This window comes from Trebonia sp. (genome assembly GCF_049794275.1).
GTDB lineage: Bacteria > Actinomycetota > Actinomycetes > Streptosporangiales > Streptosporangiaceae > Trebonia.
In genome coordinates, this window is the sequence record NZ_JBARCR010000519.1 from 1 (window position 1) to 19,034 (window position 19,034).

At 70.3% G+C, this 19,034-nt stretch carries 16 protein-coding genes and 1 pseudogene; 7 read left to right on the forward strand and 10 right to left on the reverse strand.

The window, feature by feature from the left end:
- The 3 genes and pseudogenes from WA805_RS14190 to WA805_RS14200 form a co-directional block, all read left to right on the forward strand.
- A pseudogene (locus tag WA805_RS14190) lies at positions 1-232 on the forward strand (NUDIX hydrolase); the annotation flags it as partial.
- Positions 233-310: 78 nt separating this feature from the next.
- Positions 311-556 (forward strand): hypothetical protein, encoded by a 246-nt coding sequence (locus WA805_RS14195; RefSeq protein ID WP_422276104.1) that lies wholly within the window; start codon positions 311-313, stop codon positions 554-556.
- A 5-nt stretch (positions 557-561) separates the two neighbouring features.
- Positions 562-1,044 carry a metallophosphoesterase family protein gene (locus tag WA805_RS14200; protein ID WP_425238958.1) on the forward strand — a complete coding sequence of 161 codons (483 nt, stop codon included), beginning with the start codon at positions 562-564 and terminating at the stop codon, positions 1,042-1,044.
- 6 nt (positions 1,045-1,050) lie between these two features.
- Here WA805_RS14200 and WA805_RS14205 read toward each other — a convergent pair whose 3' ends face one another.
- From WA805_RS14205 to WA805_RS14225, 5 genes are all read right to left on the reverse strand, one after another.
- On the reverse strand, positions 1,051-1,626 hold the full coding sequence (locus tag WA805_RS14205; protein WP_422276102.1) for a nitroreductase family protein: 576 nt from the start codon (positions 1,624-1,626) through the stop codon (positions 1,051-1,053).
- Between the two features lie 36 nt (positions 1,627-1,662).
- Positions 1,663-3,897 carry a 1,4-alpha-glucan branching protein GlgB gene (gene glgB, locus WA805_RS14210; RefSeq protein ID WP_425242557.1) on the reverse strand — a complete coding sequence of 745 codons (2,235 nt, stop codon included), beginning with the start codon at positions 3,895-3,897 and terminating at the stop codon, positions 1,663-1,665.
- Positions 3,898-5,253 carry a maltokinase N-terminal cap-like domain-containing protein gene (locus WA805_RS14215; protein ID WP_422327038.1) on the reverse strand — a complete coding sequence of 452 codons (1,356 nt, stop codon included), beginning with the start codon at positions 5,251-5,253 and terminating at the stop codon, positions 3,898-3,900.
- Between the two features lie 85 nt (positions 5,254-5,338).
- A complete protein-coding gene (treS, locus tag WA805_RS14220) occupies positions 5,339-7,195 on the reverse strand; it encodes a maltose alpha-D-glucosyltransferase (RefSeq protein WP_422289501.1) in 1,857 nt (618 codons plus the stop codon).
- A 50-nt stretch (positions 7,196-7,245) separates the two neighbouring features.
- Positions 7,246-9,357, reverse strand: a complete 2,112-nt coding sequence (locus WA805_RS14225; RefSeq protein WP_424563549.1) for an alpha-1,4-glucan--maltose-1-phosphate maltosyltransferase — start codon at positions 9,355-9,357, stop codon at positions 7,246-7,248.
- Between the two features lie 112 nt (positions 9,358-9,469).
- Here WA805_RS14225 and glgP point away from each other — a divergent pair, with 112 nt between their 5' ends.
- Positions 9,470-12,031 carry an alpha-glucan family phosphorylase gene (gene glgP, locus WA805_RS14230; RefSeq protein WP_422281682.1) on the forward strand — a complete coding sequence of 854 codons (2,562 nt, stop codon included), beginning with the start codon at positions 9,470-9,472 and terminating at the stop codon, positions 12,029-12,031.
- A gap of 8 nt (positions 12,032-12,039) precedes the next feature.
- On the opposite strand, the gene WA805_RS14235 is transcribed toward glgP, so the two are convergent.
- From WA805_RS14235 to WA805_RS14255, 5 genes are all read right to left on the reverse strand, one after another.
- The gene (locus WA805_RS14235) at positions 12,040-13,047 is read right to left on the reverse strand and encodes an SDR family NAD(P)-dependent oxidoreductase (RefSeq protein WP_424560893.1); all 1,008 of its coding nucleotides are present in this window, start codon (positions 13,045-13,047) and stop codon (positions 12,040-12,042) included.
- A gap of 11 nt (positions 13,048-13,058) precedes the next feature.
- Positions 13,059-13,250, reverse strand: coding sequence for a hypothetical protein (locus WA805_RS14240; RefSeq protein WP_424560892.1), 192 nt, complete (start codon positions 13,248-13,250; stop codon positions 13,059-13,061).
- Between the two features lie 190 nt (positions 13,251-13,440).
- Complete coding sequence (locus tag WA805_RS14245) at positions 13,441-15,876, reverse strand: LuxR C-terminal-related transcriptional regulator (protein WP_425242558.1); 2,436 nt, start codon at positions 15,874-15,876, stop codon at positions 13,441-13,443.
- Between the two features lie 220 nt (positions 15,877-16,096).
- Positions 16,097-16,471 carry a type II toxin-antitoxin system VapC family toxin gene (locus tag WA805_RS14250; RefSeq protein ID WP_425242559.1) on the reverse strand — a complete coding sequence of 125 codons (375 nt, stop codon included), beginning with the start codon at positions 16,469-16,471 and terminating at the stop codon, positions 16,097-16,099.
- Positions 16,468-16,725 carry a type II toxin-antitoxin system Phd/YefM family antitoxin gene (locus tag WA805_RS14255; protein WP_422274038.1) on the reverse strand — a complete coding sequence of 86 codons (258 nt, stop codon included), beginning with the start codon at positions 16,723-16,725 and terminating at the stop codon, positions 16,468-16,470. Before WA805_RS14255 ends, WA805_RS14250 begins: the two co-directional genes overlap by 4 nt.
- An 88-nt stretch (positions 16,726-16,813) precedes the next feature.
- Between WA805_RS14255 and WA805_RS14260 the strand changes: the two genes are divergently transcribed.
- The 3 genes from WA805_RS14260 to WA805_RS14270 all read left to right on the forward strand — a co-directional run.
- Complete coding sequence (locus WA805_RS14260) at positions 16,814-17,587, forward strand: enoyl-CoA hydratase/isomerase family protein (RefSeq protein ID WP_422289527.1); 774 nt, start codon at positions 16,814-16,816, stop codon at positions 17,585-17,587.
- A 17-nt stretch (positions 17,588-17,604) separates the two neighbouring features.
- Positions 17,605-18,015: a hypothetical protein gene (locus WA805_RS14265; RefSeq protein WP_422274034.1), complete on the forward strand. Its 411-nt coding sequence runs from the start codon at positions 17,605-17,607 to the stop codon at positions 18,013-18,015.
- 57 nt (positions 18,016-18,072) lie between these two features.
- The coding region (locus tag WA805_RS14270; RefSeq protein ID WP_425242560.1) for a serine/threonine-protein kinase at positions 18,073-19,034 on the forward strand (962 nt) is incomplete at its 3' end.

Here is a 19,034-nt window from a genome sequence, read left to right on the forward strand (position 1 = left end):
GCTCGAGGGGCAGGCGCGGGCGGCGGCGGCGTCGCTGGCCGATGTCCCGCCGGAGGTTCGCGTGGTGACGGCACCGGGGTCGGGAGACGACGCGATCGTCGCCGAGGTAGCTTCGCTCACCGCGGCCTCCGCGTCCTGTCTCGTGGTGACCGCGGACCGTGAGCTCCGCCGCCGCTGCGCGGCGCTCGGCGCCAGCGTCGCGGGACCCGGGTGGCTCATTGAGCTGCTGTGAACAGCTAATATTGAGGTAATCCTCACCCCTGCATCGCACGATGTGGTTGTCCTGTCTACTACTGGGAACCTGATGCGCATGCTCGTGATTGCCGTCGTCGCCGTTGTCCTCATCGCCGGGCTGCTGTACCTGCTGGACCGTGTGCTCAAGGCGGTCCAGACGGGCCGCAGACGCCGTGACATCGTCTCCCGGATGGCCCCCGCCATCGCGCACGCGGAGGAACAGGCGAAGCAGAAGAAGCAAGTGAAGGAAACTAGTTCCGCGCTGACTTCGGTGCTGCCCTCGATCCAGCAGCCGGAAAAGGGCCCGCGACGCGTCGCGTAGTCGTCCTGTCCGACACGCACGCGCCGCGGCGGTGGAAATCCTGCCCGCCCGCGGTCGCCTCGTGGCTGCGCGGCGCCGGCCTGATCCTGCACGCGGGTGACGTGTGCACGGCGGCGGTGCTCGACGAGCTTGCTCAGTACGCGCCGGTGACCGCGGTCATGGGCAACAACGACGGCCCCGACGTGGCGGCCTGGGGCGCGCCGGAGACCGCTGTCGTGACGGTGGACGGCCTGCGGGTCGCGATGGTGCACGACAGCGGGCCTGCCGCCGGACGGCTGGCCCGGCTGCGGGGCCGGTTCCCCGACGCCAGCCTGGTTGTGTTCGGCCACTCGCACATCCCGCTGGACGTCGCCTCCGCTGACGGCGGGTTCCGGATCTTCAACCCGGGCTCGCCCACCGACCGCCGCCGCCAGCCGCACGGCACGCTTGGCGTGCTTGACATCGCCGACGGCCAGGTGGCCGGCGCGAAGATCGTGCCCGTCACGTAACGGCTGCTAAATCCATGGCGTTTCCGTTGCTATCACGACGGAAACGCCATGGATTTCGGAAGCAGGTAACCAGCGGTCGCGGTGCACGACCTCGTCGAACGGGCGGCGGTCCGGGTGGCGGATCAGCGTCAGCGGGCGATCGGCCGGGTAGCCGAGCGAGATCAGGTAAGCGCAGAACCTGTCGCCGGGAAAGCCGAGCAGGCCGCGCGCGAGGTCCTGGTCGCTGACGCTCGCGTGACCGCTGCCGATGCCAAGGCCGGCCGCCGCGAGCATGATGCTCATCGTGGCCTGGCCGAGGTCGTACTGCACCCGGTTCCGCTGCCGCTCGTCCTTCGGCAGCGGCGCGATCAGCGCGATCGCCGCGGCCGCGTGCGCCACGTGGCCGGCGCCCCGCCACACGTGCGCGAGCTGCAGCAGCTGCTCGCGCTGCCGCACCAGGATGAAGTCCCAGGGCTGCCAGTTCTGCGAGGACGGCGACCTGCGGCCGGACTCAAGGATCTCGTCGAGATGGTCGTCGGCGATCGGCCGGTCCTCGAACGACCGCACGTTCCGCCGGGAACGGATCGCCTCCCACGTCTGCACATCCGTAGCCTAGCGATCCCTGCTACCGGTCTGGGGCTACCGCTCGGGGGTCAGCCAGAGCACTCCGAACGGCGGCAGGGCGATCGACGCGGAGGCCGGGCGGCCGTGCCAGGGCTTCGGGACCGCGTTGACGGCGCCCAGGTTGCCGACGCCGCTGCCGCCATAGACGGTGGCGTCGGTGTTGAGCACCTCGCGCCAGCGGCCGGCCAGCGGCAGGCCGATCCGGTAGTCGTTGTGCGGCATCGCGGAGAAGTTGGCCACGCACGCCAGCACGGGGACGCCGTGCTCCTGCGAGCCGAACCGCAGGAACGACAGGACGTTGCCGTGCGCGTCGTTGGCGTCGATCCAGGAGAAGCCGTCGGGGATGGTGTCCTGCGACCAGAAGGCGGGCGACGACCGGTACGCGGCGTTCATGTCCCGCACCATGCGCTGCACGCCCGAGTGGAAGTGGTATTGCAGCACCCACCAGTCCAGGCCGTTCGTCTCCGACCACTCGCTGTTCTGGCCGAATTCCGAGCCCATGAACAGCAGCTGCTTCCCCGGGTGCGCCCACATGTAGGCGAGCAGCGCCCGCAGGCCCGCGAACTTGCGCCATTCGTCGCCGGGCATCTTGCCGAGCAGCGAGCCTTTCCCGTGCACCACCTCGTCGTGCGAGAGCGGCAGGACGAAGTTCTCCGAGAACGCGTAGACCAGCGAGAACGTCAGCTCGTTGTGGTGGTACTGGCGGAAGATCGGGTCCCGCCGCATGTAATCGAGCGTGTCGTTCATCCAGCCCATGTTCCACTTGAAGCCGAAGCCGAGGCCGCCGAGGTGCACTGGCCTGGTGACGCCGGGCCACGCGGTGGACTCCTCGGCGATCATCATGATGCCCGGCACCCGCTTGTAGCAGGTCGCGTTGGTTTCCTGGAGGAACGAGATGGCGTCCAGGTTCTCCCGGCCGCCGTACGCGTTCGGCGTCCACTGGCCGGGCTGCCGCGAGTAGTCCAGGTAGAGCATCGACGCGACCGCGTCGACCCGGAGGCCATCGATGTGGAATTCCTCCAGCCAGTAGATGGCGTTGGCGACCAGGAAGTTCCTGACCTCGGAGCGGCCGTAGTTGAACACCAGCGTGCCCCAGTCCGGGTGCGCCCCCAGCCGCGGGTCGGCGTGCTCGTACAGCGGTGTGCCGTCGAATTCCGCGAGCGCCCAGGAGTCGCGCGGGAAATGCGCGGGGACCCAGTCGACGATCACCCCGATGCCGGCCTGGTGCAGCATGTCCACCAGGTACCTGAAGTCGTCAGGCGAGCCGTACCGCGAGGTCGGCGCGTAGTACGAGGTGACCTGGTAGCCCCACGAACCGCCGAACGGATGCTCGGCGACGGGCAGGAACTCCACGTGGGTGAAGCCCATGTCGGTCACGTAGGCGGCGAGCTCGCCGGCCAGCTGGCGGTAGGACAGCCCGGGCCGCCATGAGCCGAGGTGCACCTCGTAGACGCTCATCGCGCTGGTCACCGGCTGCCGCGCCGCCCGCGCGGTCATCCAGTCCGCGTCGGCCCACTCGTACGCCGACTCGTACACCACGGAGGCGGTGGCCGGCGGGGTCTCGGCGAGCACCGCCATCGGGTCGGCCTTCTCCCGCCACTCGCCGTCCGGCCCGCAGATCGAGTACTTGTACCGCGTGCCAGCGCCCACGCCAGGGATGAAAAGCTCCCACACCCCGGCGCCGCCAAGGGAGCGCATCGGGTGGGTGCGGCCGTCCCAGAAGTTGAAGTCGCCGCTCACCCGGACGCCGCGCGCGTTCGGCGCCCATACCGCGAACGCGGTGCCGGTGCCGCGCGGCCGTGCGCCGAGCACCGTCCACAGCTGCTCGTGCCTGCCCTCGGCGATCAGGTGCAAGTCGAACTCGCCGAGCGTGGGGAGGTGCCGGTACGGGTCGTCCTGAAGCGCCGTGGAGCCGGCCGCGTACGTTCCGGATGATTCTCCCGGGTACGTGACTTCGAGCAGGTACTCGGGAACGGATGCCTGCGGCTCCGGCAGCGTCACCTCGAACACGCCCTGGTGACGGTGCGGCATCGGGAACCGGCGGCCGTCCGGCAGCACCACGGTGACCGACTCGGCGAGCGGCCGCAGCGCGCGGATCGTCACGCCGTGCGGGCCGAGGTGCGCGCCGAGCACCGAGTGCGGATCGTGGTGCTGGCCGGCGACCACGCGCTCGATCTCGCGCAGGGATACGCCGCCCGTGCCTGGAGCGGGCTTTCCCGCTGACGTCGAAGTGGACAAGTCGTGTGTCATCTAGAACTCCGCGAGTGAGTCAAGCGGAATCTGCAGCCAGGACGGCCGGTGCCTTGCCTCGTACAGTACTTCGTACACTGCCTTGTCGAGCTGCAGCGCCCGCAGCAGCACGTCGTTCTCGTCCGGGTCCTGGCCGCCCGCTTCCGCGTACCCGGCGCAGAAGGCGCTCGCGTTCCGCCGCACCCAGTCGCCGGCGACCGCGTTGAGGCCGAACTGCTCCGGGTGGCCGATGAGCTGGTGCCTGGCGGCGTAGTCGAAGGAGCGGAGCATCCCGGCCACGTCGCGCAGCGGGGAGGAGCGGGCGCGGCGCTGCGCGAGCGGGGTGGCCGGCTCGCCCTCGAAGTCGAGCACTACCCAGCCGGTCTCCGTCGTGCGCATCACCTGGCCCAGGTGGTAGTCGCCGTGCACGCGCTGCACCGGGATCGGGTCCCGCAGCTTGGCCAGGCTGGAGTAGGCGTCGCCGAGCATCTCGCCGTACCTGCCGAGCTCGGGCACCGCGGCCTCCGCCAGGTCGAGCTTCCAGAACATCTGCTCGGTCAGCTCGCGCAGCACGCCGTCGCCGAGCACGTCGGCGCCGAACGCGGCGGCCAGGTCGGCGTGTACCTGGGCGGTGGCGATGCCGAGCCGGTACGCCTCGCCGGCGAAGTCGCCGCCGGCCTCGGCCGCCCGCACGCCGTCGCCCGTGCCGTCCTCCATCGCGTACAGGTCACGCACGCTCGTCGCCGCGAGTGACCAGCCGTCGGAGGCCAGCCGCAGGTACCTGGACAGGATCGCCAGGCTGGTGGGGACGCCGTCCAGCGTGGTCTCGATCCAGCCGAACGGCTCGGCGACGTGCTGCGATCCCAGCCGCGCGAGGGCGGTGGTCACCTCGAGGTCCGGGTTGGGGCCGGGGGACAGTCGCCGGAACACCTTGAGGATCGACTCCTCGCCGTACACCAGGCTGGTGTTGCTCTGCTCGCCGCCGAGCACCAGGCTGTCGAGCCCGGTCTCGAAGGAGGCGCCGGGTATCGTCCGCATCCGCAGCCTGCCGATCGACTCGTCGGCGGCGATGCCCGCGAGCAGCGTCCTGGTGAGCTCGGCGTCGTGCAGCCCGTCGTACGCCTGCCGTCCGTCGTCGGACGGGCCTATGTGCGCGTGCTGCAGTTCGTCAGGCAGCTCGTGGCGCAGCCCGGTCAGCACCTGGTAGTAGTCGACGGTCGTGTCGTAGGAGACGGTGACGATCAGGTGCCGCAGTTCAGGATCGCCGCCGACGACCTCGGTATCCGCGACGATCGCGAGATCTCGCAGCCCGCGCCCTTTGCCGGCGAACCACCGCTGCTTGACCAGCCACGTCGCTAGAGCTTCCTCGAAAGCCATCGGCCTCGCTCATCCCATGGGGTGCCGCTTACGGACCCGGCTGCCCCTGTTCTATCGCAGGTGCCGACCTGGGCCGTTGGCCGGCCTATCGGTCATGTTCCTCCCTCACAGCGGGAAGCTGAAACCAGTAGAAGCCATGTCCTGGCAGCGTCAGCAGGTACGGCAGCTCGCCGATCCGCGGGAACGTCACGCCGCCCATGCACTCCACCGGCGTGACGCCCATGAACCTGCGCAGGTCAAGCTCGACCGGCTGCGGGAACCTCGACAGGTTGTTGACGCACAGGATCTGGTCGCTCGCGTCGTGCTCCCAGGCGGCGCCGTGCTCCCCGAGCAGCCGCTGCGCCGCCATGGTGCCCGCCGCGTCGTACTCGCGGACGAAGGCGAGCACGCTCGGGTTGCTCGAGGCGAGCTCGTCGTAGGCGCCGAGCCCGAAGACGGGGTGCCGCTTCCTGATCTCGATCATCCGGCGGGTCCAGTGCAGCAGCGACTGCGGGATGCGCTGCTGGGCCTCGACGTTCAGCGACTGGTAGCCGTAGATCGGGTCCATGACCGGCGGCAGGTACAGGCGCTGCGGGTCGCAGCTCGAGAAGCCGCCATTCCGGTCGGGCGTCCACTGCATGGGCGTGCGCACGCCGTCCCGGTCGCCGAGCCATATGTTGTCGCCCATGCCGATCTCGTCGCCGTAGTACATGACGGGCGAGCCGGGCAGGCTGAGCAGCAGCGCGGTGAACAGCTCGAGCTGGTTGCGGTCGTTGTCGAGCAGCGGGGACAGCCGCCGCCTGATGCCGATGTTCGCCTTCATCCGCGGGTCCTTGGCGTACTCCGTGTACATGTAGTCCCGCTCGTCGTCGGTGACCATCTCCAGCGTGAGCTCGTCGTGGTTGCGCAGGAAGATGCCCCACTGGCAGCCCCCGGGGATCTTCGGCGTCTGGGCCATGATCTCCGAGATCGGGTAGCGCTGCTCGCGGCGCACGGCCATGAAAATGCGCGGCATCAGCGGGAAGTGGAAAGCCATGTGGCACTCGTTGCCGCCGGTCTCCGGGTCGCCGAAGTACTGCACCACGTCGGCGGGCCACTGGTTGGCCTCGGCGAGCAGCACGCGGTCCGGGTACAGCCTGTCCACCTCGGCGCGGATCCGCTTCAGGTACTCGTGCGTTTCCTTGAGGTTCTCGCAGTTGGTGCCCTCCCGCTCGTAGAGGTAGGGCACGGCGTCTAGCCGGAAGCCGTCGATGCCAAGGTCGAGCCAGAACCTGAGCACCTCGATCATCGCGTCCTGGACCCTGGGGTTCTCGAAGTTCAGGTCCGGCTGGTGGGAGAAGAACCGGTGCCAGTAGTACTGGCCGCGCACGGGGTCGAACGTCCAGTTCGAGGTCTCGGTGTCGACGAAGATGATCCGCGCGTCGGCGTACTTATCCGGGTCGTCGGACCAGACGTAGAAGTCGCCGAAGGGGCCGTCCGGGTCGGTGCGGCTCGCCTGGAACCACGAGTGCTGGTCGCTGGTGTGGTTCATGACCAGGTCGGCGATGACCCGGATGCCGCGCTTGTGCGCCTCCTCGACCAGTTCGACGAAGTCGGCGATGTTCCCGTAGTCGTCGAGGACCCGCATGAAGTCGGCGATGTCATAGCCGCCGTCACGGAGCGGGGAGTCGTAGATCGGCAGCAGCCAGATGCAGTCGATCCCCAGCCACTGCAGGTAGTCCAGTCGCGACGTGAGGCCCCTGATGTCGCCGGTGCCGTCGCCGCTGGCGTCCTGGAAGCCGCGGATCAGCACCTCGTAGAAGACCGCGCGCCGGTACCACTCGGGGTCCCGCGGCCGGTCGAGGGCGAAGTCGGGCACCGGCTCGTTCGGCACCGCGGCGAACGAGCCGGTGGTGCTCGCGAGCGGCGAGATGCTGTCCTGCCGGGCAACTGACCAGCCGGCTGCCGGCTCGTGCTCTGTCACTGCTTGCTTCTCCTGGATATGCGCGGCCTACACATGCCAAGGCTAATCCGTCATGCCAGGTCACGCGTAACGGTGAAGATGTGTGCGGGGCGCCAGGCTGGGTCGAGGCGTACGTAGTTGGCCTGTCCCCACCGGTACGATTCGCCGTCGAGTTCGTCCTTGACGGTGAACCCCTCGGGCCAATCCATGCCGAGCGCGGGCATGTCAAGCCAGACCGTGGCCTCTCTGGCCTGGTGCGGGTCAAGATTCACTACGACCAGGACGGTGTCCCCGGCCACGCCGCCCTGTTCCGCCGCCTGCGGCGCTGCCTGTGCGGAGGATCTCTCCGCGATGGTACCTGCCCCGTAGGTGCTTCCGGCGCTGGTCCCGGCGCCGGTTATCTCCCGGTCCGGCACGCGCTTGGAGAAGCAGATCAGGTCTGGCTGATCCACGTGATGAAACCGTAGATTACGCAGCCAGTGCACCGCCGGATGAGATTTCCTGATCCGATTCAGATCTGTGATCAACGGGGCTATCCCGAGTCCGTCCCGCGCCGCGGTCTCCCAGCCCCTGGGCCGGTACTGGTATTTCTCCGAGTCCAGGTACTCCTCGCTGCCTGGGCGCAGCGGTGTGTTCTCACACAGCTCATATCCGGAATAGATACCCCAGGAAGGGCTAAGCATGGCTGCCAGGACGGCACGAATCTTGAATGCGGGCGGTCCGCCGTGCTGAAGGTACTCGTGCAGGATGTCGGGCGTATTGGCGAAGAAGTTCGGGCGCATGTAGGCGGCTGCGGGACCGGCCAGCTCCCGCATGTACTCGGTCAGCTCGTCCTTGCTGTTGCGCCAGGTGAAGTAGGTGTACGACTGGTGGAAGCCGACTTTCGCGAGCGTGGCCATCATCGCCGGCCTGGTGAACGCCTCGGCAAGGAACAGCACGTCGGGATCGGTCTGCCGGATCGTGGCGAGCAGCCGCTCCCAGAACCGGAGCGGCTTGGTGTGCGGGTTGTCGACCCGGAAGATCCGCACGCCGTGGTCCATCCATAGCCGGACCGTCCGCAATACCTCCGCGTAAATGCCCTGGGGGTCGTTGTCGAAGTTGAGCGGGTAGATGTCCTGGTATTTCTTCGGCGGGTTCTCCGCGTACGCGATCGACCCGTCGGCCCGCGTGGTGAACCACTCTGGGTGCTCTTTCACCCATGGGTGGTCGGGCGACGCCTGCAGTGCCAGGTCGATCGCCACTTCGAGCCCGAGGTCCCTGGCCCGGGACACGAACGCGTCGAAGTCCGCGAACGTGCCGAGGTCCGGGTGGATCGCGTCGTGCCCGCCCTCGGGGGCGCCGATCGCCCAGGGCGAGCCGGGGTCGCTTGGCCTGGCCTCGAGCGTGTTGTTCCGCCCCTTGCGGAACGTGGTCCCGATCGGGTGGACGGGCGGCAGGTAAACGACGTCGAAGCCCATGTCCGCGATCGCCTCGAGCCGGCGTGCGGCGGTGCGCAGCGTCCCAGGCTCCGGCTCCCTGCGGCCCAGCGGGTCGAACTGCACTCCCTCTGACCGCGGGAAGAACTCGTACCAGGAGCTGTACAGCGCCCGCAGCCGGTCCACCAGCACCGGATACCTAGCGGACCTGGTGAGCAGCTGGCGGAGCGGGTACCTGGCGAGGATCTCCCTGATCTCTCGCGTCTCGGCGGCCGCCAGCCGGTCCCAGGGTGGCACGCCCCGGTCCCGCAGCTTCCTGGCGAGCGCGTTCAGCGCGGTCCTGGCCGCGGCGGGCCTGGCGGCGCCGGGCGGTTGCCTGATCGAGCGGGCCGCCCGCTCGAAGAGCAGCGCGCCCTCGGTCAGCATCAGCTCCACGTCCTGGCCCAGCGGGACCTTGATGGCCGCGTCGTGGTGCCAGGCCGCGATCGGATCGCTCCACGACTCGACATGGAACTGCCAGGTGCCCTCTTCCGTCACCGTGACCTCGGCGCCGTACCGGTCCGTCCCCGGTGCCAGCGGGCGCATCCGCACCAGCGGGCTCGGTCTGCCCGCCGGATCTCGCAAAACCACGCCGGCGCCGAGCGCGCCGTGCCCTTCCCTGATGACGGTGGCGCTGACCTGAAAAGTCTCGCCGGCGACCGCCTTGGCCGGGCGGCGCGCGCAGTCCACCACAGGCTGGACGTCAAGGATGGGAATGCGTCCGATCACGCCGCAACCGTACCCAGTCCTGATCCGGGAATTCCAGCGGGCCAGGGGTTGTGACGACCCTGCCCGACAATGGGCCGCGGGCACGTCCCGCGGCCGCTTATGATGACTCCCCGTGAGAGCGATCCGACGTTTCACGGTCCGCGTGACGCTTCCGCAGCCGCTCGCGCCGCTGCATGACTTGATGCTCAATCTGCGCTGGTCCTGGCACCCGCCGACGGTTGAGCTCTTCGAGTCGATAGACCCGGCGGGGTGGGCCGCGTCCAGTGGCGACCCGGTAGCCATGCTGAGCACGCTGCGGCCGGGAAGGCTCGCCGGCCTGGCTGCCGACGAGGACTTTCTGCGCCGCATGGACGCAGCGGTGGCCGACCTGCGCCAGTACACCGGCGAGCCGCGCTGGTACCAGTCCGGCGCGCCGGCCGCCGCGGGCACGCTGCCGAACGCGATCGCGTACTTCTCCCCGGAGTACGGCATCACCGCCGTGCTCCCGCAGTACTCCGGCGGCCTCGGCATCCTGGCAGGGGATCACCTTAAGTCGGCCAGCGACCTGGGCGTCCCCGTTATCGGCGTGGGGCTGCTCTACCGCCACGGCTACTTCACCCAGTCGCTGTCCGCCGACGGCTGGCAGACCGAGCGCTACCCGGCCGACGACCCGAACGGCCTGCCGCTCACCCTGCTGCGCGACCCTGAGACGAACGACCCGGTGCTGGTCAGCGTGATCCTGGCCGGCGGCAAGCTGCTCACCGCCCAGGTCTGGCTCGCGCAGGTCGGGCGGGTGCCGCTGCTGCTGCTCGACTCCTACGTAGAGCAGAACGAGCCCGCGCTGCACGAGGTCACCGACCGGCTCTACGGCGGCGGCAGCGAGCACCGGCTGCGCCAGGAACTGCTGCTCGGCATCGGCGGCGTCCGCGCCGTGCGGGCCTTCTGCGCCATCACCGGCCACGCCGAGCCCGAGGTGTTCCACACCAACGAGGGCCACGCGGGCTTCCTCGGCCTCGAGCGGATCCGCGAGTACACGGTGGCCGGGCTGACCTTCGACGAGGCACTCGAACTGTGCCGCGCCGGCACCGTGTTCACCACCCACACGCCGGTGCCCGCCGGCATCGACAGGTTTCCCCGCGACCTCATCGAGCGGTACTTCGCCCAGGACGCCGCCGGCGAGACGCTGCCGCTGGACCGGGTCCTCACGCTCGGCGCGGAAACCTACCCGGGCGGGGACCCGCACGTGTTCAACATGGCCGTGATGGGCATGCGGCTCGCCCAGCGGGTCAACGGCGTTTCCCGGCTGCACGGCCAGGTCAGCCGCGAGATGTTCGCCGGGCTGTGGCCCGGCTTCGACACCTCCGAGGTGCCGATTGGCTCGATCACCAACGGCGTACACGCCCCCACCTGGGAAGCCAGCAAGGTCTCCGAGCTTGGTGACGCCGCCGCGGCCGACGCCGCGCGGCTGTGGGAGATCCGCCGCCAGCTCCGCGCCACGATGGTCACCGAGACCAGGCGGCGGCTGCGGGACTCCTGGCGTCAGCGCGGCGCCTCGGGCGCCGAGCTCACCTGGATCGACGACGTCCTGGACGAGGACGTGCTGACCATCGGGTTCGCCCGCCGGGTGCCGTCGTACAAGCGGCTGACCCTCATGCTCAACGACCCGCAGCGGCTCTCCGGGCTCCTGCTGGACCCCGACCGGCCGCTGCAGATCGTCATCGCCGGCAAGGCCCACCCCGCCGACGAAGGCGGCAAGCGGCTGATCCAGCAGATGGTCAGGTTCGCCGACAGCGAGGCCGTCCGCCGCCGCATCGTCTTCCTGCCCGACTACGACATGGCGCTCGCCCGCTACCTCGTGCAGGGCTGTGACGTCTGGCTCAACAACCCGCTGCGCCCGCTCGAGGCCTGCGGCACCTCCGGCATGAAGGTCGCACTCAACGGCGGCCTGAACGTCTCGGTGCGGGACGGCTGGTGGGACGAGTGGTACGACGGCGGCAACGGCTGGGAGATCCCCACCGCCGACGGCGTGACCGACCCCGCGCGCCGCGACGAGCTCGAGGCCTCCGCGCTGTACGAGCTGCTCGCCAAGTCTGTCGCGCCGCTGTTCTACGACACCGACCACGACGGCATCCCCGGCGGCTGGATCGAGATGGTGCGGCACAATTTCCGCAGCCTCGGCCCGCTCGTCCAGGCCGACCGCATGGTCCGCGAGTATGTGACGACCCTGTACGCGCCCGCCGCGGAGTCGTCGCGCGCCCTGGCGGCCTCCAGTTTCCACGCCGGCCGCGACCTCGCCGCCTGGACCCAGCGCGTCCGCGAGGCCTGGCCGTCGGTGCGGATCGAGCACGTCGAGGCCGACGGCGCCGAGCCGAGCCTCGGCGCGGTCCTCGACGTCCGCGTCACCGCCGCGCTCGGCCCGCTCAGCCCGTCTGACGTCTCGGTCGAGGTCGTCTACGGGGCGCCGGGCGACAACGACGAGATCGTCGATCCCTGCTACGTCACCCTGCAGGCGGACGAACCTGTGCCGGGACAGCACGCCCGCTTCTCCGGCGCGGTCGAACTGGGCCGCCCGGGCCCGTTCGGCTACACCGTCCGGGTGCTCCCCAATCACGAGCTGCTCGCCAGCCGCGCTGAACTGGGCCTGGTCACCTACCCGGACGCCCCGGCCGGCATGACCAACGGCGACCTGAGGTAAGGCCGCGGCTAGGGCTGCGGCGTTCCTGACGCTTCCGCTTGTGCTTGTGCTATCAGGGGGCCGAACATCTCCGCGTAGCCGTCGTAGTTGAAGGGGGCCTCAGGGTTCGCGCGCACCTGCTCGTCGAGCATCTTGGCGTCCTCGCCGACGAGGATCCGCCACGCTCCGGATCGCACCCCGTCCAGGATGATGGTCGCCGCCTGGGCCGGGAGGAACCCTTTGCCCTGGAATTCGCTTTTCAGCCGCGGGATGGCCTGGCGCAGGTCATCGGCCGAGAAGTCCTCGGTCAGCAGGCCCATCCCGATGAGCACGGCCCGCCCGATCTCGGGGATCTGCTCCAGCAGTTCGGCGTCGCTCAGCTGCTCCCACCCTGGCAGGCCGAGGGCGCGGCGGGAGTTCTCGGCGATGTCGGTGTTCACGACACCGGGCATGACCACGACAACCCGGACCTGCGGCGCATTGGAGCGCAGGTCTTCGATGAGCGCTTCGGAGAAGCCCTTGATGACGAAGTTCGACGTGCTGTAAGCGGTGATCGGCGGCGCGCCAGGGCCTGCCGTGGCCCAGAAACCGGCCACACTGCTGATGTTGACCAGGACGCCGTCGCCGCTCGCGATCAGCAGCGGCAGGAACGCGCGAGCGCAGAGATACGTGCCCCACCAGTTGATGGCGAAGGTGCGCTCCCACTCCTGGCGGGAGCCGTTGACGAAGCTGGCGCCGCCGAAGACGCCCGCATTGCTGAAGACCAGGTCGACGTGATCGCTGGCGTGCTGCTCGAGCAGCTCGTCGCGGAACCGCTGGACCTGCGCCTCGTCGGAGACGTCGCAGACATGGCTGGTGACCTGGACGCCGGGCGGGGCGGCTGCCCACGCCGTGGCCGCGGTCACCGCGATGGTGTCGGGATTCAGGTCGCAGGTCGCGACCGAGCATCCCTGCGCCGCGAGCTGGCGGACCAGCTCGCGGCCTATCCCCGAGCCCCCGCCGGTCAGCACTGCCAGCTTTCCCGCGAACGACTCCATGCCCCCGATGGTCACTTGCGGTGCCACTGCTCGTCAACGGTCCATGGCGCCTGCAGCTCCACGACCCGCCGGGACGCGTGGTTCATCTCCTGAATGGCCAGGTGGATCCGGTGGCACGCTTCCCGGAGCCGCCCGCGGCCAGCCGGGGTGGCCGGCTCTGTCGTCCGGGCCTGAATTCCCTCGTGGGTAAGTTGCGCGGTCATCGTCTTGTCCTATCTGCTAAGAACTGGCCGGGTTTCCGGCCCTCAGCCATAGGTTCGCTCGCCTCGCCGGGTCCGCGGCAGGGGTCGTTTCGCCCCTCTTTCCCGGCAACCATGTCCGGGGTGGAATCACCCACACCGCATGGCGGGCAGCTGCCCGGCCAGGCGCAGGCTGCGCAACACCAGGGCTGCGTTAGACCAGGCCGGCGCTAAGGGCTAGGCGGGTAAGGTCGGCGCGGCGCCGGCATCCGGTCTTATCGCGGATGCGGTCCAGGTGCGAGCTGACCGTGCGCACGCTGATGGACAGCTGGCCGGCGATCTGCGCATCGGTGTGGCCCTGGGCCACCAGGGTGATCAGCTCCCGCTCCCGGGGGCTGAGCCCTTCCGTGCCCGGTGCCGCGGCCGGCGGCTGCGGGCCGGCGGCGGTGAGCAAGAGGGCGTACTCGCCCGCGGTGGCCAGGCTCATCGCCGCGCCGCGTTCCCCTGCCGCCCGCGCCCGGTCCGGCCCGAGGGCCCGCCGGGCTTCGCCCAGCGGTTCCTGCCGTTCGAACCAGCCCTCGGGCACATCCGGGTGTGACGGGACCGAGAACCCCTCGCGCCCCTGCAGCGCGACCACCGCCGCCCATACCGTGACGGCCTCGGCGCTGCGTCCGGTCAAGGCGCACAGGTACCCGCAGCAGTCCAGGTCATCGAGCACCCTGGCCCGTGAGCCGGTCCGCAAAGCGGTCTGGAGTCCTTCCCGCAGGTGTGTGGCGGCGTCCTCGTAACGGCCCGTGCTGAGGTCGAGGACCACCATCTTCTCCAGCAGGTTCCCCAGACTCGACAGGTCGCCCGCGTCCCGGGCCCCGGCCAGGGCCGACGCGCAAATCCGCTCGGCGGCGGCCAGGTCGCCAGCCGCGATGAGCACCGTGGTCAGGATGTGGCCGCACACCCGGGCCATCGGGCCGTGCAGGCCGGCCATGATCTGCTCTGCCCGCCGGGCCAGCTGCACGGCGCCGACGCGGTCGTCGGCGACGCAGGCGACCAGACCGAGGGCCGCCAGGGCCAGCGCCTCGCCGAGCGGGTAATCACCGTCCCGGGCCAGGGCCACGGCACGGCGGGCATCCTCGGTCGCCTCGGCAATCCGGCCCATGGTCAGCAACGTCGCGGACCGGCCGCTCAGGCACCTGGCCAGCAGCGGGAACGGCCCGCGGTCCCCGATGGCGTCGCGGACCGCGGTGAAGTGGCGCAGCGCCCCGGCCGGATCGGCAGAATCCAGCGACGCCTGCCCGAGCCAGATGTGACCGGCGCACCACGAGTCGCTGCCCACGGCGGCGCGGTCGACGGCCGCGCGCAGTAGCGGCACCTGACCCGCCAGCCGGCCACGGATCTGCCACCACCAGGCCAGCGCGGCCGCCAGCGGCGGCGCCACGGCCGCACCGTGTTCCATCGCCCAGTCCAGCACCTGGCGCATGGTGGCGCTCTCGGCATCCAGCCGCCGAGCCGCGGTCACCTCGCTGGTGCCTGCCATCAGCCCCGACATGGCGTCCTCGGCCACCCGCAACGCGTACCCCGCCAGCCCCGCCGCAACTGCGTCGCCCTCGCCGGCCTCGGCCAGCAGCCCCGCCCCGTAGGCCCGCAGCGTCTCCAGCATCACATACCGGGACCGGCCATCCGGGCCGGGCCGCGGCGGGACCAGCAGCGAGCAGTCCACCAGATGCAGCACAGTGGGCCCGGCGCCAGGCCCCGCGACCGCCTCGGCCCCCTCCAGCGTGAACGGCCCCGGGAACACCGACACCGCGCGGAACACCCGCCGCTCCCGTTCATCCAACAGCCGGTAACTCCACTCCACGGTGGCCGCCAGCGACCGCTGCCGGGCCGCCGCGAGCCGATCCCCCGCCTCCAGCAGGATGAACCGGTCATCGATCCGGTCCAGCAGCTGCGCCACGCCCAGCGCCTCGACCCGCGCCGCCGCCAGCTCAATCGCCAGCGGCATCCCATCCAGCCGCGCCACCAGCCGCGCCACCACCGGCGCGGTCTCCCCGTCCAGCGCGAAACTCGCGTCAGCCCTGCGGGCCCGGTCCGCGAACAGCGCCACCGCCTCCGACCCGTCAGGATCCGCCGGATTATCCGGGTCGGGCAGGGTCAGCGGCGCCAGCCGGTACCGTGCCTCCCCGGCTATCTGCAGCGGCTCCCGGCTGGTGGCCAGCACCCGCACGTCATCGGCGCCGAGCAGCAGCCTGCCGCACAGCTCCGCCGCCGCGTCGATCACCTGCTCGCAGTTATCCAGCACCAGCAGCAACTGCCGCCGCGCCAGCGTCTGCGCCAGCGCATCGGCCGCCGCCACCGCGGGCAGCTCCCGGATCCCCAGCGCCGACGCCACCGCGGCCGCCACCTTCGCCGGGTCCCGCACCGCCGCCAGCTCCGCCAGCCACACCCCGTCAGCGAACCGGCCCGCCACCCGCTTCGCTACCTCGCCGGCCAGCCGCGTCTTCCCGGCGCCCCCAGGGCCGGTCACCGTCACCAGCCGGTACTGACTCAGCTGGCCGGCGATTTCGTCCACCACCCCGGCCCGGCCCACGAAACTGGTCAGCGCGGCCGGAAAGCCGTGTATGCTCCCCGTCGCGCCGGTCACCGCAGACCGTTCCACAGCGGTTACCATAACCGCGCACCATCCCTGCGGTACAGCGTTAGCCGTTCAAGATGCCCATGACGGCGACGCTCCGCCTCCGAATTCCGCGCCGGGCTTCCGCATCCACGACGTTTCCGCGGAAGCGCTTTGTGCAGGATTTCACAAGCCGTTCCAATGGAGGCGCACTCTCATACCGCGAGCTGTTTGCTTCTTCAGCCCGCAGACCGGCCTGGCCTGTTCAGGCCGGGAGAATGGCGACCCTGTACCTACGGCAGTTTTCGTCCCGGGTGACTAGGGTCAGGTCCTCGCACTGGGCTTGAGCGACCAGCATTCTGTCGAATGGGTCGCGGTGGATCATAGGCAGGCGCCCTGCGGTAATCGCGTGGTCGAGGCCGATAGGCAGATGCCGGAACCCGCTCTCCTGGATCCGTTCCGGGAGCCCGGCGGGTTCGGGGAGTTTGCCGATCGCTTGCTTGATGGCCACTTCCCAGACAGTCGCCGCGCTGACGTAGACGTCCGGCTCGTGATCGAGCCGGTCCTTGATGTCGTCGGCAAGCGCGGGGTCGTCGGCCAGCCACCAGAGCACGACGTGCGTGTCGAGCAACAGGCTCACGGCGCGGTCCCGAAGTCGCCGGCGATGGCGTCGTTGACTTCGCGGGAATCCCAGTCCGGCGCCATGACGAGCTTGCCCCGCAGCGAGCCACGTGCCGTCCGGTGGACGGCACGGCTCAACGGGACCACCTTGGCGACAGGCGTTCCCGCGCGGCTGATGATGATCTCCTCGCCGCGCTCGACCCGCTCGATGATCCGTGACAGGTTGGTCTTCGCATCATGGATGTTGAACTGCGAGCTGCTCTCCGCGACCAATGTACCCTCCCTTAGCTAAGAGCTTAGTCCAGTGGCGGCGAATAAGCTACGGCGAGACATAGCTGTGACGGGTGTGGAGGTGGGTAGCTTGGGCGAGTTCGTGCGGGTCGAGGTGGCGGACGCTATCGCGACAATCCGGCTGGACCGGCCGAAGATGAACGCGCTCAACGCGCAGGTCCAGGAGGAGATCGCCGCCGCGGCGGCCGAGGTGAGCCAGGACGCGGCCGTTCGCACGGTCATCCTGTACGGCGGTGAGCGAGTGTTCGCGGCGGGCGCTGACATCAAGGAGATGGAGCAGCTCGGATACCCGCAGATGGCCGAGCGGTCGGCGCGGCTGCAGGCCGCGTTCAGCGCCGTCGCCGACATCCCGAAGCCGGTCGTGGCGGCGGTGACAGGGTACGCGCTCGGCGGCGGCCTCGAACTGGCGCTGTGCGCAGACTTCCGGGTCCTCGGCGAGAGCGCGAAGGTGGGCCAGCCCGAGATCCTGCTCGGCGTCATCCCGGGGGCGGGCGGGACGCAGCGGCTGCCGCGGCTGATCGGCCCGGCCCGGGCCAAGGACCTGATCTTCACCGGCAGGCACGTGGCCGCCGCCGAAGCCCTCGCGATCGGGCTGGCCGACGCGGTAGTGCCCGACGAGGAGGTCTACCAGGCCGCGCGGGACATGGTGGCCAGGTACGCCACCGGGCCCGCGCTGGCGCTGCGCGCGGCCAAGCAGGCCGTCAACATGGGACTCGAGGTAGACCTGGCCACCGGCCTGGAGATCGAGCGGCTGCAGTTCGCCGCGCTGTTCGCCACCGAGGACCAGAAGACGGGCATGCGCAGCTTCGTCGAGCGCAGTGAGGCCGCCTTCGAGGGGCGCTGAGGTGCGATACTTGGACCGTGACTGAGCCTGACGACGCGCTTTCCCTCGAGATGGTCACGGCCGCGCTGCGGATGGACAGCGCCGACGTGGCGGTGTACACGCGCGTCCTCACCAAGTCGCTGAGCGAGGCGCTGCCGCCCGGTTACGTGACCGTCGAGCGCGAGCGCTCGATGTCCGACCGGATGCGCGGCCGCCCCGGCGAGATCTCCAAGGTGGTGGTGCGGCTCGGCGACCAGCTCATGACGCTCGCGGTCAAGAACGGGCAGCCCGCCGCCGAGATCTGCCGCGAGGTCCGCGGCGTGGTGCTGTCGAGGGAGAACGTGCCGTTCCAGCAGTGGGCGAGCGCGCTGGCCAGCGCGCTCGTGGTGCACGCGGAGAACAACGCGCAGGCCGCCGAGGCCCTGCGCCGCCTCGTCACCGGCGCGTAGCGCCGTTATCTGCCCTTTACAGAAAATCTTCGGACCGGCACGTAATCTGAATGCACGATGCCTGCACTGGATGCGCTTCCGAGCAAGATCGGGCCTTACCGCCTGCTCGACAAGATCGGCGAAGGCGGCATGGGCGTGGTCTACCTTGCCCGCGACGCGGAAAGCCGGCCAGTGGCGGTCAAGATCCTCGGGCCTGCCGTGGCGGCGGACCCGAACGCCAGGCGGCGCCTGCTCCGTGAGGTCGAGACCATGCGGCGGGTGCGCAGCCGGTACGTCGCGGAGATCCTCGACGCCGACGTCACCGGCGACGCGCCGTACATCGTGACCAGGTACGTTCCCGGCCGCACGCTCGAGGACGTCGTGCGGACGGACGGCCCGCTGCGCGGGCAGGCGCTTGACCGGCTGGCCGGGGGGCTGGCCGAGGCGATCGCCGCGATCCACGCCGCCGGGGTGGTACACCGCGATCTCAAGCCTGGCAACGTGATGCTGGTCGACGGGCAGCCGGTGGTGATCGACTTCGGCATCGCGCACGTCCCCGACTCGACGCGGCTGACGCAGACCGGCATGGTGATGGGCACGCCCGGGTACCTGGCGCCGGAGGTCATCGAGGGCCAGGCGAGCAGCGGCGCGTCCGACGTGCACTCCTGGGGCGCGACCGTGGCGTTCGCGGCGACCGGGCGGCAGCCGTACGGCAGCGGGACCTTCCAGACGATCTTCTTCCGGGTGCTGCAGGGGAAGGCGGAGCTTACCGGCGTTCCCGCGGCCCTGCTGCCGCTGGTGGTGGCGGCGCTCGCCACCGAGCCGCGGGCCCGGCCGCCCGCCAGGTGGCTGGCCGACCGCTGCGCCGAGCTGCCGCTGGGCGGCGGCCTGCCCGCGAGCGTCGGGCCGAATGGCACGCGGCTTTCCACGGCCTCGGTCGGAGCGCCGCTGGTGAATGGCCTGAACGGGTCGCGGCTGCGGGCGGCCAGGGCCGGCGCCGCGCCCTTCGTGCCGGCGCCCGCGCCAGTATTCCGCGGCCC

Coding starts and splice junctions, on each gene's coding strand:
- WA805_RS14195 (WP_422276104.1), top strand. CDS start 311: ATGCTCGTGATTGCCGTCGTCGCCGTTGTCCTCATCGCCGGGCTGCTG.
- WA805_RS14240 (WP_424560892.1), bottom strand. CDS start 13,250: ATGACCGCGCAACTTACCCACGAGGGAATTCAGGCCCGGACGACAGAG.
- glgB (WP_425242557.1), bottom strand. CDS start 3,897: ATGACACACGACTTGTCCACTTCGACGTCAGCGGGAAAGCCCGCTCCA.
- WA805_RS14235 (WP_424560893.1), bottom strand. CDS start 13,047: ATGGAGTCGTTCGCGGGAAAGCTGGCAGTGCTGACCGGCGGGGGCTCG.
- WA805_RS14215 (WP_422327038.1), bottom strand. CDS start 5,253: ATGGCTTTCGAGGAAGCTCTAGCGACGTGGCTGGTCAAGCAGCGGTGG.